This window comes from Pseudarthrobacter sp. MEB009 (assembly GCF_030208875.1).
Lineage (GTDB): Bacteria > Actinomycetota > Actinomycetes > Actinomycetales > Micrococcaceae > Arthrobacter.
Genome location: NZ_JARVTC010000013.1, coordinates 40,597 through 66,568, shown reverse-complemented (window position 1 = coordinate 66,568; position 25,972 = coordinate 40,597). Strand labels below are relative to the sequence as shown.

The following is a 25,972-nucleotide window of genomic DNA, read 5'->3' as shown; positions in this document are numbered from 1 at the left end:
CCCGCGTGCGAAAATAACTGGATGCCCGCAGGACTCCAGCCCCCCACTGTTCGCAGGGCCCGCCTGGATGGCCCGGACGCGGCTGCGGTGAGGCGGTTGGTAGGGGATTACCTGGGCCAGACGGAACGGGAGAAAGCCCGGCATTTGGGCGGAATTGCCCATCCCGCGCACGGACTGCCGGCGGCGTATGGGCCGGAACTCCGGGATCCCGCCGCAGCCTACGCCGGCGCAGCGGTGTACCTCGCGGAAATCGACGGCGAACCCGTGGGCGTCGCCATCCTCAACCGCGTTGGCCCGTTCCTGGAGATCAAACGGCTCTGGGCCGATCCCGCTGCCCGCGGCCGGGGCGTGGGCGGGGCGCTGCTGGATACCGTCGTGGCAGCGGGCCCCGGTGTGGTCCGCTTATCCGTCTGGGACTGGCGTGAGGCGGCCATCAAACTCTACGCATCGCGCGGCTTCCGGGTTGTGGAGTCCTGGGATGGCCGCGGAAGGTTGCTGTGCATGGAACGCCACGGCCAGGTTCGGCTGCTTTAAATGCAGCTGGCCGACGCGTCCCCCAAGGATCGCGCCGGCCAGCAAGAATGTTCATTTGTAACCCAAAACCCTGCTGGTAAAACGTTCAGCGGGACAGTGCGCTCAGTCGCGCCTCGGGTCAACGTTGGTGGCCGCTCCCGCCGGGGTTGCGCCGCCTTCATCCGACCAGTCCTGCCCGGTGCTGTCGTTCAGCGCGGGGTCGGAGTCGACGTCCGAGGTGCCCAGGTTGACCGTTTCCGGGTGCGTGCTGTGGGCGGGGATGCTACCGCCCGCAGCACCTGCTGTTGCGGCCGGGGTCCCGGAATCCGCAGCACCGTCCTTATGCATGGCGGAGCCTATGACGGTGCCGGCCCGGCGGGCAGCTTCTCCGAGCTGGTCCACCATCCCGGGTGCCTTGTCCTTGACTGCCTCCGTGGCCACGGCGACTTTGTCCTGAACGGGTTTGCTGTCCCAGACGGCTGCAGCGCGTGCCTTGAGCTTGTCATAGGCTGCGCGTCCTGACCGTGAGCCGAGTACGTACCCGGCGGCGATGCCTACGCCCAAAAGAAGTTTGTTTTTCATGGTGAACTCCTGCTCCGTGAGAAGGTTTTCGTTTTGATCGGCCGGGAGGGCCGGATAGCCGAAACCGGCCTGGGGAAGGATTTCCCCAGACCGGTTTCCTGGCGTGTGCGCCGTGTTAGCTGCGCACGCCGCGCTTGGTGACCATGCCGTAAACCAGCAGGACGATCAGCGAACCGGCGATAGCCAGCAGCCAGGTCTGCAGCGAGAAGAACTCCTGCAGGCCCGTACCGAAGATCATGCCGCCGATCCAGCCGCCCAGTAGTGCGCCAACAACGCCCAGCAGAAGTGTGATCAGCCAGCCGCCGCCCTGCTTGCCCGGGAGGATCGCCTTGGCGATGGCGCCGGCGATAAGTCCAAGAATCAAAAAGCCAATGAAACCCATTTTTTGTTCCTCTTCCTAAGTAAAGGAGGCTTCCGGATTCCGGAAGCACTTCGTCCTTCTCCCTCAATAGTAATCATGCTTACTATCATTTTGCCAACCCCGGAAAGAAAACAGGTGGCCGGGACGGGGTGCGCTCAGTGCCCCGTGGTGTCTGAATCGTTGCCCGCAGCCGGGCCTTCATCAAGAGTGGACAAGTCTGCCAGATCCTGCGGGTCCAACGCGAAATCGAACACGTCCAGGTTCTCCTGCATCCGGTCCGGATCGCCGGTTTTGGGCACGGCAACCAGCCCGCGCTGGACATGCCAGCGAAGCACCAGCTGGCTGGGCGTCTTCCCGTATTTTTCGCCCAGATGCGCCAGGATTGGAGCGCCCCGCAGGCTTCCGCTGGAGCCGCCCAGCGGGCTGTAGGACTCTGTGATGATGCCGTGCCGGTGGTGGAATTCCTGCTCGGCGGTACGCGTGATGGCAGGGCTCAGCTGGATCTGGTTGACGGCCGGCACCACATCCGTCTCAGCCAGCAGCCGTTCCAGGTGGGCGGGCTTGAAGTTGGATACCCCGATGGAGCGGACCTTCCCGGCTGCCTGGAGTTCCTGGAAGGTCTTCCAGGTGGACACAAACTCGTTCCGGCCCGGGAGCGGCCAGTGGATCAGGAGCAGATCGACGTAGTCCAGGCCAAGGCGTTCCAGGGAGCCTGCCAGTCCTGCAGCGGCCTTGCCGTCCCCCTGGAATTCGCCGTCCAGCTTGGTGGTGATGAAAAGGTCGCCACGGTCCAGCCCCGCCGCGCGGATGCCTTGACCCACGCCCCGCTCGTTGCCGTATTTCACTGCCGTGTCGATGTGCCGGTATCCGGCGTCCAGGGCCTTGGCCACGGCAACGGCCGCCTGTTGGTCATCCAGCGGCCAGGTACCCAGCCCCAGTTGGGGGATGGCGTGTCCGTCGTTCAAGGGAATCAGCGGTGCAAGTGTCATGGCAACAGTCTCTCCCGGATCCCGTCAGTCCCGGAAGGCCCGGAGGATGTTGTCGGCGTTGTACTGCAGCGCCACCCGGGCGGCAGGGGACACCTGGTCCGGCCCCTTCTGCTGGGCCAGGAACTTAACGAACCGCTGCAGTGTCTTGGCGGCCTTGGCGGGGTCGCCGTCGGCAACGGAGCGGCCGGCCTGCTGGACGGTGGCGGTAAGCTGGCTGGCTACCGGCCCGCCGACGTCGCCCGATTCCACCAGGTCTTCCAGGACATGCTGCAGGGCCTTCACGCTGCCGGGCAGCCAGGCGGCCCGCAGGGGAACGCCGGCAAAGTCCATGTCCGAGGCCAGGTAGAAGTCCGTGTAGGACGGCTGGTTGTAAGTGGTGTTTTGCCGCGCTACCTCTGCGCGGTACTGCGGGTCGTGCATCAGGGTGTACAGCTTGTGGTTGGTGACCTCGGTGCTCATGTACATCCGCAGGGCGGAGCTGTCTGCGGTCCGGACCAGCATTTCCTCGCGCCAGTCGCCCACCACGTCCGCCACCAGGCTGGGGGTGCCCTTGGTGCCGTTGTTGGTGCGCGTGTCCGTGGCGGTGAGCAGCCGGCCCCGCTTCCAGTCATCAATCGTGGGGGTCTGGTCACCCGAGCCGTTGATCAGCTGGGTGGTCATGTCCGCGGCCCAGCGGATGCTCATGTTGGTCCCCGGCGTGGTGGCGGAAATTTTTTCGCCGGCGGCCGACTGCATCCCGATGGCCCAGTTTTCGATGCCCGGAACCGACGGGTCCACGTCGCCGATCATGCCGCGGCCGGTGTCCTTGCCCGAGTAGTCCCCGAACAGGACCTGCCCGGTGGCGGCGTCCCGCATGGCGTAGCCGAAGGGGGCGTAGGTGGCCCCTTCGTGGACGGTGAAGATCTCCTTGCCGGGCCGGGCAGGATCGATGTCGGCCACATGCATGGCGTCGCCGTGCCCCAGCCGCGCCTCCTGGCCGGGAGCGGCGCTGCCGGGCGGCAGGATGCCGGACGAGCTGTACAGCAGCGACCCGTCGTCGTCGAGCGTGGCGGAACCGTAGACAATCTCCTGCCGGCCGTCGCCGTCCACATCGGCGGCGCTGAGTGAGTGGAACCCCTGTGTGGTGAGTTTGCCGTACACAGGGTCGGTGCCGTCGCGGCCGTGCGGGGAATCGTTGAACGGGTTGGTCATGGGTGTCCAGCCCGAGTCGACGTCCCAGACGGGGGCCAGGTTCCGGCCGTCCCACGTATACGCCGCAACTGTGGTGCGCGTGTAGTAGCCGCGGGCAAACACGGCAGCTGGCTTTTTGCCGTCCAGGTAGGCGACGCCGGCCAGGAACCTGTCCACGCGGTTGCCCGGCTCAATGCGGGCCATGGCGTAATCGCCCCACATCAGGCCGTCGTCGTGCCGTCCCGGCTCGTAGGCAACCGTTTTGAGTTCCTTGCCCGTGGCACCTTCGAACACCGTGAGGTACTCGGGGCCCGAAACGATGAAGCCCTCGAAGGCGCGGAGGTTGTTCCGGGCGCTGCGGGCCGGCGCGTAGACGTCCATGAAGTAGTTGGTCAGCGACGCGGCGTCGGCTTCCGAGAGCGGGTACTGGTACCGCGCCGGGATCCCGAAGGCTTCCTCCAGGGTGGCGGGCCAGCGGCCGGACTTGACCTCGGGATGAGCGGTCCAGCCCTGGAACGTGGCCACCATGTGCCGGTAGTAGTCGGCCGCGCTCATGCGGTAGTCGTCAGCATTGGTGTGGCCGGCGGCCAGGTCCCCGGCCAGTAGGGTGATGAAGGATTCCGCGGCCACGCTGCCGTCCGCGTTGAAGTTGGTGCTTTTGGTGCCGGGAGCTGTTTTCATCATAAGTTCGGCGCGGCCGTCGCCGTCGAAGTCGTTGACCAGCAGCTGGGTGTAATGGGCGCCGGAGCGGATGTTCACGCCCAGGTCGATCCGGTGCAGGAGGGTGCCGTCCGCCTTGTAGGTGTCCACGTAGGTGTTCCCGGTGTAGCCCACCTGGGAGACGTCCTTTGAGTTGTTCGGGTCCCATTTGACGATGAATTCGTACTGCCCGTCACCGTCCACGTCGCCCACCGAGGCGTCATTTGCCGAGTAGGTGTAGGCCTGCCCCGCGGGGGTGACGCCGTCGGCCGGCTTTTTCAGGGGAATGTCGACGAAATTGCTGTTCCAAGCGGTGGCGGGGGCGCTGGCGTCCACTTCCACGCCGCCGACGACGGCCCGCACCGTATAGGCCGCACCGGAGGTTCCGCTGGGGTCGAGGTAGTTGGTGCTGTCCGTGACGGTGGCGAGCCTGGTGCCATCCCGGTAGACGTTGAAGTCGGCGCCGGTCAGGCCGGTTTCTGACGAGCCCGTGGCTTCGGGGCCCAGGAGCCGCCAGCTCAGGAACACACCTTCGGAGGTGCCCGCGGCCACCAGGCCGCGGTCCAGCTGGTCCAGTTGGATGCCGGGATTTCCCGTTGCGGTGGAGGGCCCGACGGCGGACGCCGGGGCTGCCAGGCAGCCAAGGGTCAGTGCGGCGCCGAGTGCGCCGACGGAGAGGAGGCGCGCGGGTGTCCTTATCGGATTCATCAGTGAATCCTTTCAATCCGGAAATGGGAAAACGCTTCCCCAGTAACCTAAGGGGCCTGCGGGCACAATGCAACCCTTGCCGCAGGTCCTCCGATGAGGTATGTAAAACGTTGTAGAAGCCCGGGGTCCCAGGCGACACATGACGTCGGAGGGTTTCCTACCGTGCTCCCGCTTCGGGGTGCAGGCTGACGTCCACGGCAGCCGTTCGCCAGGACGTGAAATGCACGGTGAGGTCATCGCGCGAAGGGGCGCAGCAGAACGGGCCCGCGGTGACGACAGCATCCGTCTCAAGCGGTGCCACCCGCACCAGGCGCCACGGCTCGTCGTCCACCCGGGCCCTGACAGTCAGAGCATCTCCGGACCTGCTGGCCCGGACAGTGACATGCCGGCCTTCCCAGCCAGGCACCGGAGACAGCGACCAGTCCGATGCTCCCCGCGTCACAACCGCGCCGAGGCTCTCCTCACCATCGCTCCACTCGATACCGGCCTTGATCCACGTTGCCTCATTGACACGGACAAAGATCCCGGCCTGGTCAAACTGGGCTGAAAAATCGAGATGAAAGGAGACCTCCACGGCCGTCTCCTGCTCAAAGGGCGCAAGGAGGGCGTGTTCGGTGTTGTGGATGAATCCATAGGAAGTGATGCGCCACGCATCACTTTTCTCGGCGGCGGTCACCCGCATGCCGTCCCCGGCAAACTCCACGCGGGCCGGTTTGGTTGTCCAGGTCCCCTCGGTCCAGGCAATATCAGTCATTGTGGCAACTCCTTTTTGGTGCGCAGCGAAGGCGTCAGGACGCACTGGAAAAAGCTGAGGATCTCCCGGCGGTTGGTACCAGGTGTTGCGGAGACCTCGATCCTAGGCGGACTCCCGGACCACCATTTCGGTGGGAATGGTGATGGCGGCGTGGTTTTTGCCGGCAATCACGTCCAGGAGCAGCCGGACCATTTCCCCGCTGATCCGTTCGAAGGGCTGACGGACCGTGGTGAGTGGGGGGGTGGCGCCCGCCGCGGCGGCGATGTCGTCAAACCCCACCACTGCCACGTCCTCGGGCGTGCGCCGGCCGGCGTCGTGCAGTACGTCCAGGGCGCCCAGCGCCATCAGGTCGTTTGCGGCAAAAACGGCGTCCACGTCCGGCACCCGTGCCAGGAGTTCCCGCATTGCCTTGGCGCCGCTTTCGCGGCTGTAGTCGCCGTTCGCCACCAGGGCGGCATCAAAGTGTTCCCCCTGGTGGGCGCGGTAGGCCTCCAGGCGCCGGATGCCGCCGGAGGTGTCCTGCGGCCCGGTGATGGTGGCAATCCGCTGCCGGCCGCCGTCGCGCAGGTACCGGAGGAGGTCAAGGGCTCCTTCGTAGTCGTCGGCCGCCACGTAGCCCATCTTCTTTTCGAACCCCAGGGGAACGCCGCAGGCAATGGCGGGGACGCCGGCGGCGATGATATCCGCGATGATGCCTTTCCTGCTGCCGTGTGAGGACACCAGCAGGACCCCATCCACATGGCCCGCGGTAAGGAAGTCGGTGGCCCGGCGCTGTTCGTCGTCCGTGCCGGCCATGATCAGGACCAGCGGGATGTCATGTTCGGCCAGGGCATCCGCGGCGCCGCGCATCAGGACGGCAAAATTGGGATCCTCGAACAGCCTGTCATGCGTTTCGGTCAGCAGGAACGCCACCGAGTTGGCCTTGTTGGTGGCCAGGTTCCGGGCATGCGGGTTAACCCGGTACCCGGTTTTTTTGATGGCGGCGTTGACGGCGGCCAGGGCCGGCGGGCTGACCCAGTGCCCGCCGTTGAGTACCCGCGAGACCGTCCCGCGGGACACTCCGGCTTCCCTGGCGACGTCGTCGATCTTGGGCCTGGGCCGGCCCTGCGGTTGGTTCATTGTCAGAGCCTATCCAGCCCTAGGCCTTCACGGCGCCAGCAGCGAGGTCAACGCGCCAGTAGCGCTGCAGGAACAGGAACATGATCACCAGCGGAATGATGGACAGCAGCGCACCGGCCAGCACCAGGGTGTAGAGCGCCGGGGCGGTGGCGCCCTGGTTCAGCAGCCCGTTCAGGCCCACTGTCAGCGGGAAGAGCGTGTCGTCGCCCAGCATGATGTACGGCAGCATGAAGTTGTTCCAGATGGCCACGAACTGGAAGAGGAAGATGGTCACCAGGCCGGGCAGCATCATGGGCAGGGCGATCCGGTTGAAGATGTACATCTCCTTGGCGCCTTCGGTCCTGGCTGCCTCGATCACGTCACCGGGCACCGAGGCGGCGGCGTAGATCCGAGCCAGGTAGATGCCGTAGGGGCTGATGATCTGCGGCAGCAGGACGGACCAGTAGGTGTTGGTCAGTCCCAGCTGGGCCAGCATGAGGTACTGCGGGATCGCGAGGATCACGCCGGGCACCAGGACGCCCATCAGCAGGACCTTGAAAACACCGTTCTTTCCGGGGAAATCGTATTTGGCCAGAACGTAGCCGGACAGCGCCGAAACCCAGGTGGAGAGGAGGGCGCCCACACCGGCGTAGAGGGCCGTGTTGAGCATCCAGCGCCAGAATACGCCGTCGCGGTAGGCGGTCAGCTCCACGATGTTGCTCCAGAGGTGCACGCTGGGGGTGAACGTGAAGGTGGAGAACAGTTCGTCGCTGCCCTTGGTGGCGGCGGCCACTACCCAGATCACGGGGAAGAGGCAGTAGAGCGCGCCGATGATCAGGATGCCGGTGGAAAGGTAACTCGGCTTCTCGCGGATTTCCGTGGGGGTGGACACGGTCAGTTCTCCTGTCCGAAGGCCCGCTTCTGCACGACGCGCAGGAAGAGGAAGGATATGGCAAAGGTGGCAAGGGCTATGACGATGCTGGTGGCGGCGGCGGAGTACACGTCATTGCGGGTGAAGGCGTCGCGGTACACCAGCATCAGCGGGGACCAGCTGGTGGAGAGGCTGTTGGCCAGCGGCCGGAGCGTGGTGGGTTCGGCGAAGACCTGCAGCGTGGCAATCATGGAGAACAGCGCCGTCATCACCACGGACGGGGCAATGATGGGGATCTTGATGCGCAGCGCGGTCTGGATCTCCGACGCACCGTCCAGCTTGGCGGCCTCGTAGATCTCCTGCGGCACTGCCTTCAGGGACGTGTACATAACGATCATGTTGAAGCCCACGCCGCCCCACAGGGCAATGTTGGCGATGGCGAAGATGATCAGGTCCGGGTTCAGCAGTGACGGCAGCGCGATGCCCAGTTTGTCCGCCACGAAGTGGAAGGGGCTGACGCCGGGCAGGTACAGGAAGCCCCACAGGAGCGAGCTGATCACGGCCGGGACGGCGTACGGCAGGAAGATGGCGGTCCGCGAGAAGCTGCCGGCCCGGGTCCGCCGGGAATCCAGGAGCAGCGCGAAAAGCAGGGCGAAGCCGAGCATCAGCGGGATCAGGATGGCCCCGTAGGTCAGCACGCGCAGCACGCTGGCCCCGAACTCGGGGTCCGTCAGGGACCGGACGTAGTTGTCGAACCCGGCAAACACCGTGCTCTGCGCGCCCTTGCCGAGGCCCAGGCCGCTGACCTTTTTCTGCTGGAAGCTCAGGACCAGCGTGTAGATGATGGGTGCTGCCATGAACAGCAGGAACAGGACAATGCCCGGTGCCAGCATCGCGTAGGGGGTCAGGACCCGCTGTTTGAAGTTCTTCGCCTGCCGGGGCCGCCCGGGGGCCGCGGTTTTTTCCGCACTTCCTGGCATGGTCGCTGTTGCCGCCATGATGCACTTCCTTGGGTTGTTGGGGCCAGTAAGCCGGGAGGACGCTGCTGCGTCCTCCCGGCCGGTGGGGTTACTTGACCGTGAAGCCGGTCTTCTTCAGGTCCTCGACGGTGACCTGCTGCATGCTGTCCACGGCCTCGAGGAAGGCGCTCCGGGATTTGGCCTGCGCGGCCTTGGCGAACTGGTCGTTGTAGGCGTTGAAAGCGACATTCACATTGGGGCCGTAGTTGAAGGAGCCCACGTTCTGGGCGGCCTTGCCGATCACGTCGTAGAAGTCAGGCTGGTTGCTGAAGAACTCCGGAGCAGCGGTCAGCGCCGTCTTGGCCCCTTCGGTGTCCGCCGGGTAGATGTTGGACACCTTGACCAGGGCGTCAACGGCTTCGGGGGAGGTGTTCAGCCACGTGGCGAACCTCGCGGCTGCGGCCACGTTCTTGGATTGGGTGGTGACGGCGGTGGAAGAGCCGCCCCAGTTGCCGGTGGCCGGCTTCGCGGCATCCCACTGCGGCATGGGGGCCACTTTCCACTTGCCGGCCGTGGCGCCGGCGTTGCCGGCGAGTACGCCCGGGGCCCAGGCCGCGCTCAGCCAGCCCACCTGCTTGCCGCTGTTCAGTGCGGCGTTCCACTCGGGGGTGTACATGGGCTTGTTGTCGATGGTGCCCTGCTCCACGAGGCCGCCCCAGTAGCCGGCGACTTTTTCGGTGGGCTCTTCGGCGATCTTGACGCTCCAGGCGTCACCGTCGATGCCCCACCAGGATGCGCCGGCCTGCTGGGCCATGCCGGTGAACCAGCCGGCGTCGTTGGAGGAGAACGTCCCCAGGTAGGCTTCGGGATCTGCGTCGTGGATGGTTTTGGCTGCCACGGCGTATTCATCCCAGGTGGTGGGCACGGCCAGGCCGAGGCCTTCAAAGATGTCGGCGCGGTAGTAGAACGCCATGGGGCCGGTGTCCTGGGGGACGGCGTAGAGGGCCTCGCCGCCCAGGGTCACGGAGTTCCACACGCCTTCGGGGAAGTTGTCCTTGGTCTCTTTGGCCTCGGTGTCAGCGAGGTCAACCAGCGCATCGGCGGCCACCAGGGTGGGGATCTTCTGGTATTCGGCCTGGATCAGGTCCGGCGCGCCGGAGCCGGCGTTGACGGCGGTCAGCAGCTTGGTGATGGCCGGGTCACCGCCGTCCTGCTTGTTGACGGTGACGTGGATGTTGGGGTTTTTCTCGTTCCAGAGGTCCACCACCTTGTCCAGGTTGGGGGCCCAGGCCCAGTAGGTCAGTTCGACCTTCTGGTTGGGGTCGGTGTTCTGCTCCGCCGAGCCGGTGCCTGATCCTGTGGAACAACCTGCAGTGAGCAGTGCTGCGGCGGCAATCATTGCCACGGCGCCTGCACGAAATGACCTGCGCATTCCGTCCTCCTTGTCGAAAAGCTGAATGTGTCTCTGGCTGATTTTCACCGCTCATCCAACCGAAGCCGTATGACTGTGAGCGGTTCCAGTAATCCACATCAATGTGACCAATGTCAATAAGAACCGTCCTGTAGGCACAGTCAAATAGCTTGTGATATTACTGGGAGCGCACACAGTTCTAAGGAGATCACTCGATGACAGACGTCCTGCAGGCCCCCGCCCCCGCACCGGCGCCGTGGGTCCAGCGCCCCGCAGGCCTTTGCTATGGCGGGGACTACAACCCCGAGCAATGGCCCCGCGAGGTGTGGGTCGAGGACATCGCCCTGATGCAGGAAGCCGGGATCAACCTGGTCAGCGTGGGGATCTTCTCCTGGGTACTGCTGGAACCGCGTGAAGGCGAATACGATTTTGAGTGGCTGGACCACCTGGTGGACCTGCTGACCGATGCCGGCATCAGCATCGACCTGGGCACCCCCACGGCCGCTCCGCCGGCCTGGTTCTGGAAAAAGTACCCGCAGGCCCATCCCGTCACCCGCGACGGAATCACCCTGGGCAACGGCTCCCGCGGGATGGCCAGCCCCAGCTCCCCGGACTACCGCCGGGCCGCCGCCAACATCACCGAACAGCTGGCCCGGCGCTACGGGTCCCACCCGGGCGTGGTCCTGTGGCACGTGCACAACGAATACGGCGCCCCCGTCAGCGATTCGTACGACGACGCCTCCGTGGCCGCCTTCCGCACCTGGCTGGAGGCCCGTTACGGCACCCTCGACGCGCTGAACAGCGCCTGGGGCACCCTGTTCTGGGGCCAGAAGTACGGTGCCTGGGACGAAATCGACGCCCCCAGGCTCTCCGCCAGCGTCAGCAACCAGGGCCAGCGGCTGGACTTCGCCCGGTTCACCTCGAACGCCATGCTGGAGTGCTTCACCGCCGAGCGCGACATCATCCGCCGTCACGCCCCCAACACCCCTGTCACCACCAACTTCATGGCCACCAACTGCCTCTCCCCGGACTACTGGGCCTGGAGCAAGGAAGTGGACATTGTTGCCAACGACCATTACCTGGTGGCACAGCGCACCGACAACCACATCCTGCTGGCCATGGACGCCGACCTCACCCGGTCACTGGCGGGCAATAAGCCGTGGATGCTGATGGAACACTCCACCAGCGCCGTGAACTGGCAGGGCCGCAACATCGCCAAGCGCCCTGGAGAACTGGCCCGCAACAGCCTTTCCCACGTGGCCCGCGGCGCGGACGCCGTTATGTTCTTCCAGTTCCGGGCCTCCCGCTACGGGGCCGAAAAGTTCCACTCCGCCATGCTGCCGCACGCCGGCACCGGTTCCCGGATCTGGCGCGAAGTCCTGGACCTCGGGGATGACCTGCGCAAGCTCAGCCCCGTCAAGGGCTCCACCGTCAACGCCCGGGTGGCCATCCTGTGGGATGTGGAATCCTTCTGGGCCCAGGACCTCGAATGGCGGCCCAGCAGCGAACTGGACCACCGGGAACGGATCGAGGCCTATTATTCGGTGCTCTGGAACCGGGGCGTGGCCGTGGACTTCGCGCACCCGGAAGCCGACCTTTCCGGCTACGACCTGGTCCTGGCGCCAGCCCTGTACCTGGTGGGCGATGCCGCTGCGGCCAACCTGGGCCGCTACGTTTCCGGCGGCGGGCACCTCATGGTGTCCTACTTCTCCGGCATCGTGGACGCCACCGACACGGTCCCGCCCGGCGCCTCCCCCGGGCCCCTCCGCGACCTCCTGGGCCTGGAAATCCACGAATTCCTGCCGCTGCGCGAACACCAGGCCGTTGAGCTGAGCAACGGCATGGGCGCGGGCACCATCTGGTCCGAGGAAATCCACCCCACCACGGCCAGCGTGGTGGCACGGTACCAGGACGGTCCTGCCGCCACCGGCCCGGCCATCACCCGCAACAGCTTCGGTGCCGGCACCGCCTGGTACGTCTCCACCAACCTCGACGGCGGCGACCTGGCCGCCGTCGTGATGGCCGCGGTGACCGGGGCCGGCGTACCTGCCGCGCCCACGCACCCGGCAGGGCTTGAGGTGATGGCCCGCAGCAACGGGGAGGACCGCTTCACGTTCCTGATCAACCATGCGGAGAACGACGCCGACTATCCGGCAGCCGGTCTGGACATGTTCTCCGGGGAGCAGGTCAGCGGTACGGCCCACGTGCCTGCCGGCACCGTCCGCGTGATCCGGGCCCCCGAAGGAACCAGCTAGCACCACAGACCACCGGCCGGGACCAGCAGGTCCCGGCCGGTTTCCACGTCAAGGAGGACGCCCCGTGAAACACCCCCGCAGCATCTGCAGTACCCGTAAACGGCCACCCGGCCGGACGTTGGCCGCCATCACGGCCCTGGCACTGGCCGGCGTGCTGCTGGGGGCAGCGCCGGCAATTGCCGGCCCCGGCGGGAGCCCGGACCAAGGCAACAACCCGGGCCGCGGCAACAACCCAGGCAGCAGCACCGGCCGCGGCCCGGCCGCCGTGGCCAACCCTGGTTTTGAATCCGGCCTGTCCGGCTGGACCACGGCAGGAGCCGCGGGCGCCGCCAAGGTGGAAGCGGGCGGCGCGGATTCAGCCAACAGGCTGACGCAGTGGCTGGAGTCGGCGGAAACGGTCACTACATCCCAGACCATTACCGGGCTCAAGGAGGGCTGGTGGACGTTCCGTGCAGCCATTAAGTCCGGTGGGCCCGTGAACTCGTCCAGCCTGGTCCTTACGGGCTGCGGGACCGGCGGCGCCACCGTGCTGCCTTCTACGGAGACGGATGACCAGTGGCTGAGCTTTGCGGTCAGCGCCAACGTGGCCGGCAAGTGCACTGTTTCCGTCAGCACCGCAGGGGCGGGCGCCTGGGCCAGCATCGACAATGTGAGCTTCACTGAGGGCAAGGTGGAGCGGACCATCCGCGGGGCCGATCTGTCCGGGGTGCCCAAGAACGAGGACCACGGGGCGGCCTATTTCACGGCCGCCGGCCAGCGGGTGGACCCGGTGCGGGCCTTCGCCGATGCAGGCACCAACCTGGTCCGGCTCAAGGTCTGGGTTGACCCTGCCGACGGATACAACCGCAAGCAGCAGGTGGCGGCCATGGCCAAACGGGCCCAGGCGCAGGGCATACGGGTCCTGGTGGATTTCCACTACTCGGACCGATGGACCGACCCGGGGGCGCAAGGCACGCCCGCGGCGTGGACGGACTTGCCCGCCACGGACATGGCGGCTGCGCTATACGCGCATACAAAAGACGTGATGGAAGCCATCAGGGCAGCCGGGGTCACACCGTACGCCGCGCAGATCGGCAACGAGATCAACCCAGGGATGCTGTGGCCGCACGGTCAAACCTGGGATGTGGACGCCAGCGATAACGTGACGGGCGCGCAGTGGGACAACCTGGCGATGTTCCTCAAGGCCGGTACCCGCGCCGTCACCGAGGTCAGCCCGAGTACCAAAACTGTGCTGCACCTGACCAATATCAATAACGGCATTGGTGGCCTGACCTGGTGGTTCGACGAAGTGACCGCTCGCGGGGTGGCCTTCGATATTGTGGGTCTGTCCTACTACGGGTTCTGGCACGGCACCCTTGCCGATCTGCAGGAAGCAGTCAGCACCCTGTCCGGGCGGTACAACAAGGACGTCCTGGTGGTGGAAACCTCGTACCCGTTCACGCTTGAGGACAACCCGAACGCTCCGTGGGAAAACGTGGTGGCCAAGGCGTCGCAGCTGGTCAAGGGATACCCGGCCACACCTGCCGGCCAGGCCGCCAATTTCCGGGCCGTGCAGGATGTGGTGGCCTCAGCGCCGGGTGGCCGTGGGCTGGGCGCCGTGTACTGGGAACCGGCCTGGACATCCGTCCCGGGCAACGGCTGGGATCCCGCCGATCCCACTTCCGGCAACGCGTGGGAAAACCAGGCTGTCTTCGACTACGCCGGCAAGGCGCTGCCGGCACTGGCGGAATTCGGACCCGACGCCGGTGGCACCGGCCCGCTCCGGTAGGTCAACCAGGCTGGGGTTTCGCCGGCCTCCGGAACGCCCGACGGCGGCAGCTGCCTGCCGCCGTCGGGCGCCCATGAAGTGCTTCCGTTGCACACCGGGCATGGGTATTAACCCCCGGCTGGTCGCTGCCCGCTGCGGGCCCAGGTTGTCAGCCGGTCGGTGAGGTCCATATAGTCCTGGTTCAGGACCTGCGAGGCCGGGTTGGCGTCGAACCACGCCACGATCTCCCGGGCGCCGTCGGCGAACGGGATGGTGGCCGTGTAGTCCGGCACCAGTGCCTTGATCTTGGTGTTGTCGAATACCACCGAATGGGACCTGTCGCCCAGCAGGTTGGGTCCCAGCTCCGGGCTGGCGGCGGCGATGGTTTCCGAAGCCACATGGACCAGCTCCGGCTCGGCCACCCCGGCAGCGCGCGCGAACAACCGGTAGATCTGGTTCCACGGCAGGTATTCGTCCGAGGTGATGGTGTAGCTCTCACCCACTGCCTGTGGCCGGCCCAGCAGGCCCACAAAGGCCTTGGCAAAATCCTTGCTGTGCGTGAGCGTCCACAGGGAGGTGCCGTCGCCGTGGACCATGACGGGGAGTCCGGCGCGCATCCGGTGGATATCCGTCCAGCCGCCCACCATGGCGATCTTGGTGCGGTCGTAGGTGTGCGAGGGCCGCACCACTGTCACCGGGAAGTCGCGCTCGCGGTACGCAGCGAAAAGTACTTCCTCACAGGCGATCTTGTCCCGGGAGTACTGCCAGAACGGGTTCTTCAGCGGGGTGGACTCCAGGATGGGCAGCCGGGTAGGCGGCTTCTGGTAGGCCGAGGCCGAGCTGATGAACACATACTGGCCGGTCCTGCCGGCGAACAGGTCCACGGCCGCGGCCGCCTGGTCCGGGGTGTACGAGATGAAGTCCGCGACGGCGTCGAACCTGCGGGTGCCCAGCGCTTCCCGGACCGAAGCCCGGTTGCGGATGTCCGCGTGCAGTACCTCAACGCCGTCCGGCACCGGCCGCGCTGCGGACTGTCCGCGGTTGAGGACGGTGACCCGGTGACCCAGCGCCGCCGCGCGCTCGGTGGCCGCCGCGCTGATAACCCCGGTGCCGCCCACAAGGAGGATGCTCCGGGGCGCAACGGTGGCTGCTTCCGGCGCGAGTGGACTCACCATGCGTAGTCCTCCGGCGCCGTCTTGTGCCCCGGGAAAATGTCGTCGAGGCGCTTGAGGGCATCGGCGTCGAGCGTGACGTCCAAGGCCCGGATGCCGGCGTCGAGCTGGTCCTGGGTCCGGGGTCCCACGATGGGTGCCGTGACCGCGGGCTGGTGGAGCAGCCAGGCCAGGGCAACGTCGCCGGGTTCGTGGCCCAGCTCATCGGCGAAATCCTCGTACTGCCGGATCTGGTCCTGGTGCTTCTTCAGGGTTTCCAGGGCCCGGCCTTCTGCCCGGCGGACGCCCTGCTCCTGCTTTTTCAGAACCCCGCCCAGCAGGCCACCCTGCAGGGGCGACCAGGGGATCAGACCCAGCCCGTACTGCTGGGCTGCTGGAATGACCTCGAGCTCCACCTCGCGGCGGAACAGGTTGTAGATGGACTGCTCGCTCACCAGTCCGGTGTAGTTCCTGCGCCGGGCGGCTTCCTGCGCCTGCGCGAGGTGCCAGCCGGCGAAGTTGCTGCTGCCCGAATAGAGGATCTTGCCCTGTTGGACGGCCACCTCGATGGCCTGCCAGATCTCGTCCCAAGGGGTGTTCCGGTCGATATGGTGGAACTGGTAGACGTCGATGTAGTCCGTCTGCAGGCGCTTGAGGCTGGCATCGAGGGCCCGGCGGATGTTCAGTGCGGAAAGTTTGGACTCGTTGGGCCGGTCCGTCATGGTGCCGTAGAGCTTGGTGGCCAGGACTGTCTGCTCGCGGCGGCCCTCTCCCTTGGCGAACCAGCGGCCAATGATTTCCTCGGTCCAGCCGCGGTGGCCTTCGCCGCCGTAGACGTTGGCGGTGTCGAAGAAGTTGATGCCCTGCGACTTCGCAGAGTCCATGATGGCGTGCGCGTCGGCTTCTTCGGTCTGCGGGCCGAAGTTCATTGTCCCCAGGCAGAGGCGGGAGACTTTCAGGCCGGAGCGGCCCAGATGCGTGTACTGCATGGCGGGAATCCTTTGGTTGGGAGCTGTTAGAGCTGCGTGAAGGATGCGACGGCGGGATCGGAACCGATGCGGGCACCGGATTCCAGCGCCGTGAGGGCTGCCAGCTCGTCGGAGGACAGCTGCAGGGACGTCGCGGCGAAGTTTTCCCGGATCCGGCCCGGGTCCACCGACTTGGGAATGGCGATGGTGCCGGCGGCGAGGTGCCAGGCGATGACCACCTGCGCGGTGGTGGCGTTGTGCGCTGCGGCGATTGCCGTGACCGCGTTGCCGTTCAGGTCCCCGCCCTGGCCCAGCGGGCTGTAGGCCTCAACTGCGATGCCAAGGTCCCGGCACTTCGCGGCGAGGGCGGCCTGCTGGTAGCTGGGGTGCAGCTCGATCTGGTTCACTGCCGGGACGATCTCTGCGGTCTCCAGCAGGGTGTCCAGGTGCTCTGCGAGGAAATTGGAGACGCCGATGGCGCGGATCTGCTTGTTTTCGTACAGCCGCTCCAGTTCCTTCCAGGCCTGGACGTACAGGCCCTGTGACGGGACCGGCCAGTGGATCAGGTACAGGTCCACGAAGTCCAGGCCCAGCGCCTTGCGGCTGTTCTGGAAGGCCTCCTGGGCCCGGCCCTGTTCCCCGTTGCGCAGCTTGGTGGTCACGAAAATGTCCCCGCGGTCAATGCCGGTGGCGGCGATCGCCGCGCCCACCCCGGCCTCGTTCCGGTAGCCGGCGGCGGTGTCGATGTGGCGGTATCCGGCTTCAAAGGCGTCTTCGACGATCCGCTGCGTGTCTTCCGGCGGAACCTGGAAAACTCCGAGGCCAAGCTGGGGGATGGTGACGCCGTTGTTCAGTGTCAGCTCTGACATGGGTACTCCTTGGCTGGTGCTGGTGCTGGGGCGTGCTGCCGGGTGAATGGCTGCCGTTGGCTCGACGCCGAGAAAGCGGTTTCCGCTTGCTCACTCCTGAGCCTATGCACTTTTGGCCGCCACGTCAGCAAAGCAGCGTGATTCTGTTTTTCCTAGGACTGCCAGTCCTACCCACGGGCGGTCCACACCCTTGCGGGCCGGGGCAGAATGGATGGCATGGGTCAAAGCGCCGAATTCGGATTGTTCCTCAAAGCCATGCGGTCCCGGTTGAGCCCGGATGACGCGGCGGCAGCTCCCACTGCGGGCGCGCGCCGTGTCCCTGGCCTGCGCCGGGAGGAAGTTGCACGGCTGGCAGGGGTCAGCACCGACTACTACGTCCGCCTGGAACAAGGCAGGAATATCCATCCGTCCCGTACCGTCCTGGCGGCCGTCTCCCGCGCGCTTCGCCTGGATTCCACCGAGCATGCCCACATGCTGGATTTACTGGAGAACTGTGCCGGCAGTGCCGCTGCCGGCGGCACAGGGGTCCAGGGTGTGCGGCCGGCACTGCGCCAGCTGCTTGGGGCCGTGGGGGAGGTGCCGGCTTTGGTGCTGGGCCGCCGCGGCGATGTCCTGGCGGGAAACCCCTTGGCGAACAGCCTGTTTGCTGACTTTCCGGCCATGCCGGCAGCCCAACGGAACCTCACGCGCTGGCTGATCCTCGATCCGGCGGCACGGACGCTGTTCCGGGACTGGGAGACCGTGGCCGCGGAGGCGGCCGGCGCGCTCCGGCTGGATGTGGGCCGGCACCCCAACGATCCACAGGCCAACCAGCTGGTGGGCGAGCTGGCCGTGAACAGCGAGCACTTCCGGCAGTGGTGGGCCGGGCACCATGTGGCCACTCCCTCGGCCGGCAGCGTCAGGCTGCACCACCCTGCTGTGGGACAGCTGGAACTGAACTTCGAAAACCTGGTCCTGCCGGACGATCCGGACCAGACGCTCAGGGTGTACTCGGCACGACCGGAGTCGCCGTCGTCGGATGCGTTGTTGTTGTTGGGGAGCCTCGGCGCGGAACCTGCCGCACCTGGGCGCGAGATGGCAGTTGACCGCAATCCCGGGCAGCGCGACTGCCGCGAAGTGCCATCTCGCGGGGGACCCGCGGCGGATTCCCCGCCGCCTGCACCCGATCGGTAACCGCGGACCGTCAGTTGCGCCGGCTGTGCGATTGGACAGCGGTGCGGCACTTTTCTGGCCTGCAGTCCATTGGGGCGCCGGGCGGCTCTTAATAAGCTGGAGGGACGCACAAAATTTCGCCGCCAAGGATGGTCTCAACGATGAAACGCATCGCCCTTTTGAAGGAACGCGCCGCAGCCCCGGCCGGTTCGTCCACCACCACCGGTTCCCACTGCCCGGCCTCCGGCCTGTGGAGCCCGGACCGCGACCCGCACACGGTCCTTTCGTTCTTTGAAGGACACGTCTTCCCGGCGTTCCAAGGCGTCCCCACGGTGTGGCGGCGGCGGACTGCCGGCAGCCTGGGCTGACCCGGGCACATACCCCCTCAAACATGCAAAAGGCCGTGGAACCAAAGGTTCCACGGCCTTTCAGCTTCCGCCGGACGTGGGCGTCAGTGCTCTTCCAGCCGGAAACCGAGCTTGATGGTCACCTGCCAGTCCGCGATTTTTCCTTCTTCAAGATGGCCGCGGATCTCCTTCACCTCGAACCAGTCGAGGTTGCGCAGCGTTTTGGAAGCCTGCGCGATCCCGTTGCGGACAGCGTCATCCACACCCTGGTCCGACGTGCCGACAATTTCAGAAATGCTGTACGTGTGGTTGGACAACTTCGCTCCTCGTGATCATCGTTGTTCCCGGTTGCGGGCCGTTCCTGAAGACTAGTGCCGCGCCGGCAGGGTTGGCCAGACCTTAGCCCGACGTTCCGTTGAGCACCACCACGTTGCTGTAGCGGACCCGGCGGCCTGCGGTCACCAGCACCGGCCCGGACTGCTGGACGTCCGACGTGACGGTGAGGTCCCTGACCGTAGCGCCGTCCGCTGCCACCGTCAGGGTGGCGCCTTCGCTCGTGGTCAGGACCACGTCCGCGGCAAGGCCCGTGGCGCCGGCAAGCGTGATGTTCGGCCGGTCCGCCCACAGAACCGACGGCTCGTGGTAGGTCCCGGGGCTGACCAGCACCGTCACGGGACGGGGCTGTGCGGAGGGGATGGCCCCCACCGCTGCACGGATGCTGGCGTAATCGCCGGTGCCGTCCAAAGCAACCGTGACCACATCTGCCGGCCGGCTGACCGTTCCGCCCAGCGGTCCCGCCTGGCTTTTCACCAGCGCCGGAACGGCGGCCGCAGGCCAAAGCCCGTAGGAGTACTCCGGCACAAAAGCGTTTCCGCGCTCCTGACCGGAATTCCCCGTGCAGTCCTTGAAGATGTTGCCCCGTGCCACCAGGCCCCCACCCGGTCCCTGATGGTGCAGCGGGTTCAGGACGTCCCGGAAATAATTGTTCTCCGCCACGATCAAGGCACCGTTCCGGCCCAGCATGCCGTAACTGGAGATGTCCTCGAGGTAGTTGTTGAAAACGTGCGACGCAGCGGTGTTGTCCAGGCTGGCGTTGCGCTGGTGGGTGTTCCGGAACCAGTTGTGGTGCAGGGTGATCCGGGTGACCACGTTCTGGGTCCAGCCTTCACCCAGGGCCTTGTTATGGTCCGCGAAAACATTCCAGGAGAGCGTGACGTTGTCGCAGTCCTTCCGGACGTCCACCAGGCCATCACCAAGCCGGGCGAAGTACATGTGGTCCACCCAGATGTGGTGGGAGGTGTCCATCTGGATGCCGTCCCGGTCGTTGTCCGGGCGTTTGCCGATGAAGTCACCCGGGATGTAGGAATCCCGCACGGTGAAATTGCGGAAGATCACGTTGGCCACGTTAATCAGCCGGAACCCGGCGTTCACCACTGTGGCCCCGGCGCCTGCCCCCAGGAATGATTTGTTCGAAGCGACGGGAAGCTTCTCATACGCGGCAAACGCCAGCACCCCGTGCAGGATCACCACCAGCGGTTCCGGGCTGGCGGCGAACTCCCGCAGCTGGTCCGGAGTGGCGGCATGGACCACCCTGCCGCCGGCGCCGCCGGTGGTGGTGGCAACGCCATTCCCATTGATGCCGGCAAAGCCCACCGGCACGTCCGGCCAGGCCGGCCCGGCGGCGCTTCCGGCCGGTAGCCCGGCGTCGGAAAACCCGCTGGAACTGCCTGCGGAAGGGGCCGGGGGAGCCGCGTGGGCTGCGGTTCCCCCGGCCAGCCCGGAAGCGAGGGCACCAGCTGCGAGGCCCGCTGCGGTCAGGACGGTGCGGCGGGGAACGCCCGCTGTTGCCATGTCAGTCATCTCAACCACGCCCCGCCGGGGTCCAGTCACCGAGGAAGGCTTCCGTGGTGAACCTGGTGGCCTCGTCGGGGCTGAGCTGCGGGTGGAATTCGTTGACGAACGCGCCAGGACCGGTGTTGTTGTACTCGGCAAACCGCCCCTCGTTCCAGGCATGGCCGCCCATGTCGGCCCAGCCCTGTTCGGCGATGTGCGCACCGAGGACGGAATCGCGGATGACGGCCATGGGGTGGGCGTCCGGATCACTGCTGGCGAACCACGGCCGGCCCAGGCTGACGGTGCCGGCAGCGGCGTCTGAGGTCAGGGTGCTGTTGATGATCAGGAAGCCATAGGGGTTTGAGTTTTTGGTGCTGGGCGCCACGATGTAGCCGTTGTTGGTGTTGCTGCCACGGTCCACGGAATGGATGGTGCAGCCGTCAAACACCGCGGTGCCCCGGCCGTAGAGGAAGTCCACGTCGCCTTCGATGTAGCAGTCCTTCAGGTAGGTCCGGGCGGTGGCATCGCGGCCGGTGGTGTCCGCCAGGTACGTGTCCTGGTTGCCCAGGAAGCGGGTGCCCTCGAACGTGACCTTGTCGGCAACGCTCCGCACCGCCAGCGCCTGGCTCCCGCCGTTGGCGGCTTCGTCGTAGGCGTTTTCCACCGTCAGGTTCTTCACTGTGGTCCCGGTGGCTGCGACGGTCAGGGTGGCGCTGCCCACGGCGCCCCACGTGCCGCCGAAGAATTTCGCGCCGCTGGCCGGGAGATCGTAGGTGATAACGACGTCGGACGGGTTGGCTGTTGCGCCCTGGATGGTCAGGTTGGGGCGGTCGGCCCAGACGTTGACCACTTCGCGGTAGACGCCGGGCTTGACGGTAATGGTGCGGGGCTTGGTGCTGCCGTGCGGGATGGAGCCGATCGCCGCCTGCAGGCTGCCGAAATCGCCGGTTCCATCCAGGGCCACCGTGATGGTGTCTGCGGTGTTGGGTGCGTTGTTCTCCCGCGGTCCCGCCCCGGCGCTGACGGTGTCCGGGACGCGGGCTGCGTCATCCGCCTGGTAGGCGTAGGACGCGGCGGGGTCAAAGGCGGCGCCCACGTTGTCTTTGCGGCCGCGGACTGATTCGAAGATGTTGTCCCGGTTGACCACCTCGGTGCCGGGGTCCTTGGCCACGATGGGGTCCTGGACGGCGGTGAAGTAGTTGGCCTCCAGGACCACTTTGGCGTTGTTGCGGCCCATCATGCCGTACTGGCCGACGTCCTGCAGGTAGTTGTTGTACACGTGGGCCGCGGCGGTGTTGTCCAGGCTGAAGTTGCGCTGTGTGGTGTTCCGGATCCAGTTGTGGTGGATGGTCATCCTGGTCACGGCGTTGTCCGTCCACCCCACGCCCAGCGCCTTGTTGTTGTCGGCGAAGACGTTCCAGGAGTACGTCAGGAAATCGGAGTCCTTGCGGGTGTCGATCAGGCCGTCGCCCATCCGTTCGAACTTCATGTGGTCCACCCACACGTGGTGGGTGGTGTCGAGTTGGATGCCGTCCCTGTCGTTGTCCGGGCGTTTGCCGTCCCAGTCGCCGGGGATGTAGGAATCACGGACAGTGAAGTTCCGGAAAATGACATTGCTGACGTTGATGAGCTTAAAGCCGGCATTGACCACTTCGGCCCCGGCGCCCACCCCGATGAAGCTTTTGTTGGCAGCCACGGGGATCTTGACGTATTGCTCAGCACGGATGGAGCCTTTGACGAAAATAACCAATGGCTCGACGGCGGCTGCATACTCCTGGAGCTGCGCCAGGGTAGCGGCGGTGACGATTCTTCCTGCCTGGCCACCGGTTGTTCCCGACAGCCCGTAGCCGGGCAGGGACGCAAAGCCATCCGGCGTCTGCTTCCAGGATGCCTCCGGTGGTTGGGCGGTCACGGCGGGGGCCAGTGCCCCCGCCGTATGGTCGGCGGGGGCCGCGGTGGCAGGCAGTGCCGGGAGGCTTCCCAGCATCACGACGGCGGTTGCAGCGCCGAGTAGTCGTCGCAAAATCATGCAAAACTCCTTCGTCGAGGTCCCGGCAGCCTCCAGCCGGGACCTGTCCAAATAAGGGGTGTTCAGTCAGTGATGCGTGCGGAGAAGCGGTGGGGTTATTTCAGTCCCGTGGTGGCAATGCCGTTGATGAGGTACTTCTGGCCGGCGATGAAGAAGCCGATGATCGGGGCGATGGACACCACTGACATGGCGAACATGGGCCCCCACATGCTTTGGCCTTCGGAGTCCATAAAGGCCCGCAGTGCCAGCGGAACGGTGTAGAGGTCCTGGTTCTGGATGTAGAGCAGGGGACCGAAGAACTCGTTCCAGGTGGAGATGAAGGTGAAAATTGCCGTGGTGGCCATGGCCGGGACGCAAAGCGGCATGATGACCCGCAGGAACGTCCGGAACGGACCACAGCCATCGATCTGGGCGGCGTCGTCGAGTTCCTTGGGCAGGGCCTTCATGAACTGGACCATCAGGAAGATGAAAAACGCGTTGGTGGCCATGAAGTTCGGCACGATCAGCGGCAGGTAGGTGTCCAGCCAGCCCAGCTGGGAGAAAATGATGTACTGCGGGACCAGGAGCACGTGGCCCGGCAGCATCAGCGTTCCCAGCATCAGCGTGAAGAACAGTTTCCGGCCGGTGAACTCCATTCTGGCGAACGCGTACGCGGCCAGCGCGCAGGAGAAGATGTTGCCCACGATCGAGAGCACCACCACGATCATGGAGTTGATGAGGTACACGTGGAACGGCTGGTTCAGCGCGGTCCAGCCCTGCTCATAGTTGCTGAAGTCCCAGTTTTCGGGCCAGAGGCCCAGCTGCCTGAAGATGTCGTTGCTGGGCTTGAACGAGCTGGAGATGAGCCACATCAGCGGGTACAGCATGACCAGGCCCACCAGGCAAAGGATCAGGTGGCGGGAGAACCGGGTTGCTTTGGTGCCGGACAGTGCGTCTTCCGGGTCGGCCTGCTTTGCTGCCTTTTCTTGTTTGCGCTTTGGGGGTAGTTCGAGGAGTGCCATGGGGTTGCCTTAATTGTCGTAGAAGACCCAGAACTTGGATGCGATGAAGTTGATGGCGGTGAAAATCGCGATGATCATCAGCAGGAGCCAGGCCATGGCGGAGGCATAGCCCATCTCGAATTCAGTGAAGCCCTTCTGGTACAGGTACAGGTTGTAGAACAGGGTTGAGTCCGCCGGTCCGCCGGTGCCGCCGCTCATCACATAACCCTGCGTAAAGGTCTGGAACGAGCCGATCAGCTGCATGATCAGGTTGAAGAAAATGATGGGGCTGATCAGCGGGATGGTGATGCTGCGGAATTTCCGCCACTGGGACGCGCCGTCGATCGAGGCCGCCTCGTAGTACATAGTGGGGACCTGCCGCAGGCCGGCCAGGAAGATCACCATGGGTGAACCGAAGGTCCAGACGTTGAGGACAACCAGCGTGCTGAGGGCGAATTCCGGGTCCGTGACCCAGGCCGGACCCTGGATGCCGAAGATGCCAAGGAACCCGTTGACGATTCCGTCGTTGCCGAAGATGTAGCGCCACAGCATCACTATGGCCACGCTGCCGCCCAGCAGGGACGGCAGGTAGTAGACGGAGCGGTAGATGGCCAGCCCCTGCAGGCCGCGGTTCAGGACCAGGGCCACCCCCAGCGCCACGGCCAGGGAGATCGGGACTGAGACAAAGGTGTAGATGAAGGTGACCTTCAGCGACTGCAGCAGCCGGGGGTCCTCGAACATGGCCTGGAAGTTGGCCAGGCCCACAAAGTTCGGTTCCGTAAAGAGGTTGTAGTCGGTGAACGCCAGGTACAGCGACGCGAAGAACGGAATGATGGTGAACAGCATTCCGAGGAACCACGGCAGCAGGAACAGGTAACCTGACCGCTGGTTCCGGCGGCGGGGGGTGCTTCGCCGCCGCTTGCCGGGATGGCCCGTGGCAAGTTCAGCGGCGGCGCCCGGGGCGGCTTTTGTCAGCACGGACATGCGTCAGGCTCCTGTCTGCGTGGCGGAAGAGGGACCGGAATTACTTGTTGATCGCTGCATTGCTCTTCTCGATGAAGGTTTTGGCAGCGTCGGCCGGAGTGACGCGGCCGAATTCAACCTCCGTGGCGAGCTGCTTGAGGGTGTCCGCCACAACACTGGCGCCCTTCGGGTAGACATATGCTGCGGGCAGCTCGTCTTCCTGGATGGCTGCGACGAGGTCCACAAACGCGGTGTCATCCGGACCAAGCTGTGACTTGATGGAGTCGGCGACGTCCGGGTTGATGGGCACGCCGCGCTGGGTCAGGGTCTGCGCAGCGCCTTCGGCATCGTTGATGAGGAAGTCCAGGAGCTTGGCTGCTTCCTCGGGGTGCTTGGACTTGGCTGCGACGGACCACAGCATGCTTGGATCAGCAGAATATCCGCGGCGCTCCTCAGTGGTTTCACCGGGCATACGTAATAGCACCACCTTGCCGCCGGCGGCTTCGTTGTAGGCCTTGAAGTTGTTGATGGGAATGATCTGTGAGGCGACGGTGCCCTTGGCCAGATAGGACTGCGCCGGGGATCCACCGATCTGCTCAAAGAATCCGGCAGGCGGATAGCCGCCGGCGGTCCGCAGGTCCACGCTGTACTGGAACCACTTCTCGATGGTTTCAGCACTTACGCCGAGTTTGTTGTCCTCGGTGTAAAAGTCCTCGCCACGCTGCCGGGCAAGGAGGATGGGTCCGGTTTCCGTGGCAACGTCGTAGCCGGCACCGTAGACTTTGCCGCCGGTTTTCTGCGTTATCTCGGTGGCGAACTTTGCGTAGTCCTCCCAGCTCCAGGTCTTGTCATCCGGAATGGCGACGCCGGCCTCATCCGTGATCGCCTTGTTCACCACCATGCCGATCGTGGTCACGCCCGTAGCAACCCCATAGAGCTTGCCGTCCACCTCGCCGCGGCCCAGGATGGTCTGCGGCACCTTGTCCAGGTTCACGCCGTCCAGGGACTTAACATCCGCCAGGGTGCCCCGCTGCGCGTATTCCAGCAGGCTCCGGTTGGCCATGTTCAGCACGTCCGGGGGATTACCGCCGGCAAAACGGGTGGCCAGCTTGTCCGCGTAGGGTCCGCTGTCCTGGTATTCGCTCTTGACGGTGATGCCGGGGTTCTTCTCTTCGAAGATCCGCAGCGCGGCATCTGTCATCTTGGCGCGGTTGGAATCACCCCAGTAAACGAAGTTCAGTTCCACGTTGCCGCCTGCCGAGGGGGATGAGCCGCCCCCGCAGCCGCTGAGTGCAAGCCCTGCAGCGGTCAGTGCCGCACCGATGAACAGCCGGCGGGGCATGCCCGCGGTGGTTGCCTTCTTCATTGAATGACGCCTCTCGTTGGTTGCCCCTGCTTGTAGGCGGATTTTATATAAAGCAGAAAGTTTCTGATGCATTGAGCTGCATAGTGAGATTCAGACCCACGTGTACGGAGTGCAAAACTCTCGGTAAACGATTTCTAGCAAGGAAAGACTGTGACTGTCAACACTTCATAACAAACTAGCCGAAATCATATATCGGA

Annotated in this window: 23 protein-coding genes; 5 read left to right on the top strand and 18 right to left on the bottom strand. The window is 65.3% G+C overall.

Annotated features, from left to right (window positions below):
- The first annotated feature begins 21 nt into the window (after positions 1-21).
- On the top strand, positions 22-534 hold the full coding sequence (locus QRN07_RS11515; RefSeq protein WP_285241081.1) for a GNAT family N-acetyltransferase: 513 nt from the start codon (positions 22-24) through the stop codon (positions 532-534).
- Between the two features lie 102 nt (positions 535-636).
- Here the strand turns inward: QRN07_RS11515 and QRN07_RS11510 are convergent, their stop codons facing one another.
- The 9 genes from QRN07_RS11510 to QRN07_RS11470 all read right to left on the bottom strand — a co-directional run bounded on the left by QRN07_RS11510 (position 637) and on the right by QRN07_RS11470 (position 10,136).
- Positions 637-1,095: a hypothetical protein gene (locus QRN07_RS11510; RefSeq protein WP_050684257.1), complete on the bottom strand. Its 459-nt coding sequence runs from the start codon at positions 1,093-1,095 to the stop codon at positions 637-639.
- Between the two features lie 115 nt (positions 1,096-1,210).
- On the bottom strand, positions 1,211-1,477 hold the full coding sequence (locus QRN07_RS11505) for a GlsB/YeaQ/YmgE family stress response membrane protein (RefSeq protein ID WP_056601470.1): 267 nt from the start codon (positions 1,475-1,477) through the stop codon (positions 1,211-1,213).
- A gap of 134 nt (positions 1,478-1,611) precedes the next feature.
- Entirely contained in the window at positions 1,612-2,445 is an 834-nt protein-coding gene (locus QRN07_RS11500) for an aldo/keto reductase (RefSeq protein WP_285241080.1), read from the bottom strand.
- Between the two features lie 24 nt (positions 2,446-2,469).
- Positions 2,470-5,022, bottom strand: a complete 2,553-nt coding sequence (locus tag QRN07_RS11495) for a rhamnogalacturonan lyase (protein ID WP_285241079.1) — start codon at positions 5,020-5,022, stop codon at positions 2,470-2,472.
- A gap of 157 nt (positions 5,023-5,179) precedes the next feature.
- Positions 5,180-5,776 (bottom strand): DUF1349 domain-containing protein, encoded by a 597-nt coding sequence (locus QRN07_RS11490; RefSeq protein ID WP_285241078.1) that lies wholly within the window; start codon positions 5,774-5,776, stop codon positions 5,180-5,182.
- A gap of 102 nt (positions 5,777-5,878) precedes the next feature.
- A complete protein-coding gene (locus QRN07_RS11485) occupies positions 5,879-6,895 on the bottom strand; it encodes a LacI family DNA-binding transcriptional regulator (RefSeq protein WP_082484572.1) in 1,017 nt (338 codons plus the stop codon).
- A gap of 19 nt (positions 6,896-6,914) precedes the next feature.
- Positions 6,915-7,766 carry a carbohydrate ABC transporter permease gene (locus tag QRN07_RS11480; RefSeq protein ID WP_432245471.1) on the bottom strand — a complete coding sequence of 284 codons (852 nt, stop codon included), beginning with the start codon at positions 7,764-7,766 and terminating at the stop codon, positions 6,915-6,917.
- Positions 7,767-7,768: 2 nt separating this feature from the next.
- Positions 7,769-8,743 (bottom strand): carbohydrate ABC transporter permease, encoded by a 975-nt coding sequence (locus tag QRN07_RS11475; protein WP_235504796.1) that lies wholly within the window; start codon positions 8,741-8,743, stop codon positions 7,769-7,771.
- Between the two features lie 70 nt (positions 8,744-8,813).
- Entirely contained in the window at positions 8,814-10,136 is a 1,323-nt protein-coding gene (locus QRN07_RS11470) for an ABC transporter substrate-binding protein (protein ID WP_285241077.1), read from the bottom strand.
- A gap of 194 nt (positions 10,137-10,330) precedes the next feature.
- Here QRN07_RS11470 and QRN07_RS11465 point away from each other — a divergent pair, with 194 nt between their 5' ends.
- Together QRN07_RS11465 and QRN07_RS11460 are read left to right on the top strand one after the other, a co-directional pair.
- On the top strand, positions 10,331-12,370 hold the full coding sequence (locus tag QRN07_RS11465) for a beta-galactosidase (protein WP_285241076.1): 2,040 nt from the start codon (positions 10,331-10,333) through the stop codon (positions 12,368-12,370).
- Positions 12,371-12,434: 64 nt separating this feature from the next.
- Positions 12,435-14,138 carry a glycoside hydrolase family 53 protein gene (locus tag QRN07_RS11460; RefSeq protein WP_285241075.1) on the top strand — a complete coding sequence of 568 codons (1,704 nt, stop codon included), beginning with the start codon at positions 12,435-12,437 and terminating at the stop codon, positions 14,136-14,138.
- Between the two features lie 107 nt (positions 14,139-14,245).
- On the opposite strand, the gene QRN07_RS11455 is transcribed toward QRN07_RS11460, so the two are convergent.
- Genes QRN07_RS11455 through QRN07_RS11445 form a run of 3 tightly spaced genes read right to left on the bottom strand, consistent with a single transcriptional unit; the run spans position 14,246 to position 17,105 of the window.
- On the bottom strand, positions 14,246-15,292 hold the full coding sequence (locus tag QRN07_RS11455; RefSeq protein WP_285241074.1) for an SDR family oxidoreductase: 1,047 nt from the start codon (positions 15,290-15,292) through the stop codon (positions 14,246-14,248).
- On the bottom strand, positions 15,286-16,257 hold the full coding sequence (locus QRN07_RS11450) for an aldo/keto reductase (RefSeq protein WP_056601452.1): 972 nt from the start codon (positions 16,255-16,257) through the stop codon (positions 15,286-15,288). The genes QRN07_RS11455 and QRN07_RS11450 overlap by 7 nt, the downstream gene beginning before the upstream one ends.
- Positions 16,258-16,283: 26 nt before the next feature.
- Complete coding sequence (locus tag QRN07_RS11445) at positions 16,284-17,105, bottom strand: aldo/keto reductase (protein WP_050684268.1); 822 nt, start codon at positions 17,103-17,105, stop codon at positions 16,284-16,286.
- A gap of 216 nt (positions 17,106-17,321) precedes the next feature.
- On the opposite strand from QRN07_RS11445, the gene QRN07_RS11440 reads away from it, so the two are divergent.
- Together QRN07_RS11440 and QRN07_RS11435 are read left to right on the top strand one after the other, a co-directional pair.
- Positions 17,322-18,278, top strand: a complete 957-nt coding sequence (locus QRN07_RS11440) for a helix-turn-helix transcriptional regulator (RefSeq protein WP_056601449.1) — start codon at positions 17,322-17,324, stop codon at positions 18,276-18,278.
- A 140-nt stretch (positions 18,279-18,418) separates the two neighbouring features.
- On the top strand, positions 18,419-18,625 hold the full coding sequence (locus tag QRN07_RS11435; RefSeq protein WP_050684270.1) for a hypothetical protein: 207 nt from the start codon (positions 18,419-18,421) through the stop codon (positions 18,623-18,625).
- Between the two features lie 83 nt (positions 18,626-18,708).
- Here the strand turns inward: QRN07_RS11435 and QRN07_RS11430 are convergent, their stop codons facing one another.
- From QRN07_RS11430 to QRN07_RS11405, 6 genes are all read right to left on the bottom strand, one after another.
- Positions 18,709-18,921 carry a dodecin gene (locus QRN07_RS11430; protein ID WP_050684271.1) on the bottom strand — a complete coding sequence of 71 codons (213 nt, stop codon included), beginning with the start codon at positions 18,919-18,921 and terminating at the stop codon, positions 18,709-18,711.
- 82 nt (positions 18,922-19,003) lie between these two features.
- Entirely contained in the window at positions 19,004-20,464 is a 1,461-nt protein-coding gene (locus QRN07_RS11425; protein ID WP_285241073.1) for a pectinesterase family protein, read from the bottom strand.
- Position 20,465: 1 nt separating this feature from the next.
- The gene (locus tag QRN07_RS11420) at positions 20,466-22,466 is read right to left on the bottom strand and encodes a pectinesterase family protein (RefSeq protein ID WP_285241072.1); all 2,001 of its coding nucleotides are present in this window, start codon (positions 22,464-22,466) and stop codon (positions 20,466-20,468) included.
- A gap of 95 nt (positions 22,467-22,561) precedes the next feature.
- Entirely contained in the window at positions 22,562-23,467 is a 906-nt protein-coding gene (locus QRN07_RS11415; RefSeq protein WP_285241071.1) for a carbohydrate ABC transporter permease, read from the bottom strand.
- A 9-nt stretch (positions 23,468-23,476) separates the two neighbouring features.
- Positions 23,477-24,430 carry a carbohydrate ABC transporter permease gene (locus QRN07_RS11410; RefSeq protein WP_050685536.1) on the bottom strand — a complete coding sequence of 318 codons (954 nt, stop codon included), beginning with the start codon at positions 24,428-24,430 and terminating at the stop codon, positions 23,477-23,479.
- A gap of 40 nt (positions 24,431-24,470) precedes the next feature.
- Complete coding sequence (locus QRN07_RS11405) at positions 24,471-25,775, bottom strand: ABC transporter substrate-binding protein (RefSeq protein WP_050685537.1); 1,305 nt, start codon at positions 25,773-25,775, stop codon at positions 24,471-24,473.
- Positions 25,776-25,972: the final 197 nt, after the last annotated feature.

What these genes read in the sequence shown, in the direction of transcription:
- QRN07_RS11515 (WP_285241081.1), top strand. Translation starts at nt 22, where the DNA reads ATGCCCGCAGGACTCCAGCCCCCCACTGTTCGCAGGGCCCGCCTGGAT.
- QRN07_RS11510 (WP_050684257.1), bottom strand. Translation starts at nt 1,095, where the DNA reads ATGAAAAACAAACTTCTTTTGGGCGTAGGCATCGCCGCCGGGTACGTA.
- QRN07_RS11505 (WP_056601470.1), bottom strand. Translation starts at nt 1,477, where the DNA reads ATGGGTTTCATTGGCTTTTTGATTCTTGGACTTATCGCCGGCGCCATC.
- QRN07_RS11500 (WP_285241080.1), bottom strand. Translation starts at nt 2,445, where the DNA reads ATGACACTTGCACCGCTGATTCCCTTGAACGACGGACACGCCATCCCC.
- QRN07_RS11495 (WP_285241079.1), bottom strand. Translation starts at nt 5,022, where the DNA reads ATGAATCCGATAAGGACACCCGCGCGCCTCCTCTCCGTCGGCGCACTC.
- QRN07_RS11490 (WP_285241078.1), bottom strand. Translation starts at nt 5,776, where the DNA reads ATGACTGATATTGCCTGGACCGAGGGGACCTGGACAACCAAACCGGCC.
- QRN07_RS11485 (WP_082484572.1), bottom strand. Translation starts at nt 6,895, where the DNA reads ATGAACCAACCGCAGGGCCGGCCCAGGCCCAAGATCGACGACGTCGCC.
- QRN07_RS11475 (WP_235504796.1), bottom strand. Translation starts at nt 8,743, where the DNA reads ATGGCGGCAACAGCGACCATGCCAGGAAGTGCGGAAAAAACCGCGGCC.
- QRN07_RS11470 (WP_285241077.1), bottom strand. Translation starts at nt 10,136, where the DNA reads ATGCGCAGGTCATTTCGTGCAGGCGCCGTGGCAATGATTGCCGCCGCA.
- QRN07_RS11465 (WP_285241076.1), top strand. Translation starts at nt 10,331, where the DNA reads ATGACAGACGTCCTGCAGGCCCCCGCCCCCGCACCGGCGCCGTGGGTC.
- QRN07_RS11455 (WP_285241074.1), bottom strand. Translation starts at nt 15,292, where the DNA reads ATGGTGAGTCCACTCGCGCCGGAAGCAGCCACCGTTGCGCCCCGGAGC.
- QRN07_RS11450 (WP_056601452.1), bottom strand. Translation starts at nt 16,257, where the DNA reads ATGCAGTACACGCATCTGGGCCGCTCCGGCCTGAAAGTCTCCCGCCTC.
- QRN07_RS11445 (WP_050684268.1), bottom strand. Translation starts at nt 17,105, where the DNA reads ATGTCAGAGCTGACACTGAACAACGGCGTCACCATCCCCCAGCTTGGC.
- QRN07_RS11440 (WP_056601449.1), top strand. Translation starts at nt 17,322, where the DNA reads ATGGGTCAAAGCGCCGAATTCGGATTGTTCCTCAAAGCCATGCGGTCC.
- QRN07_RS11435 (WP_050684270.1), top strand. Translation starts at nt 18,419, where the DNA reads ATGAAACGCATCGCCCTTTTGAAGGAACGCGCCGCAGCCCCGGCCGGT.
- QRN07_RS11425 (WP_285241073.1), bottom strand. Translation starts at nt 20,464, where the DNA reads ATGACTGACATGGCAACAGCGGGCGTTCCCCGCCGCACCGTCCTGACC.
- QRN07_RS11420 (WP_285241072.1), bottom strand. Translation starts at nt 22,466, where the DNA reads ATGATTTTGCGACGACTACTCGGCGCTGCAACCGCCGTCGTGATGCTG.
- QRN07_RS11415 (WP_285241071.1), bottom strand. Translation starts at nt 23,467, where the DNA reads ATGGCACTCCTCGAACTACCCCCAAAGCGCAAACAAGAAAAGGCAGCA.
- QRN07_RS11410 (WP_050685536.1), bottom strand. Translation starts at nt 24,430, where the DNA reads ATGTCCGTGCTGACAAAAGCCGCCCCGGGCGCCGCCGCTGAACTTGCC.
- QRN07_RS11405 (WP_050685537.1), bottom strand. Translation starts at nt 25,775, where the DNA reads ATGAAGAAGGCAACCACCGCGGGCATGCCCCGCCGGCTGTTCATCGGT.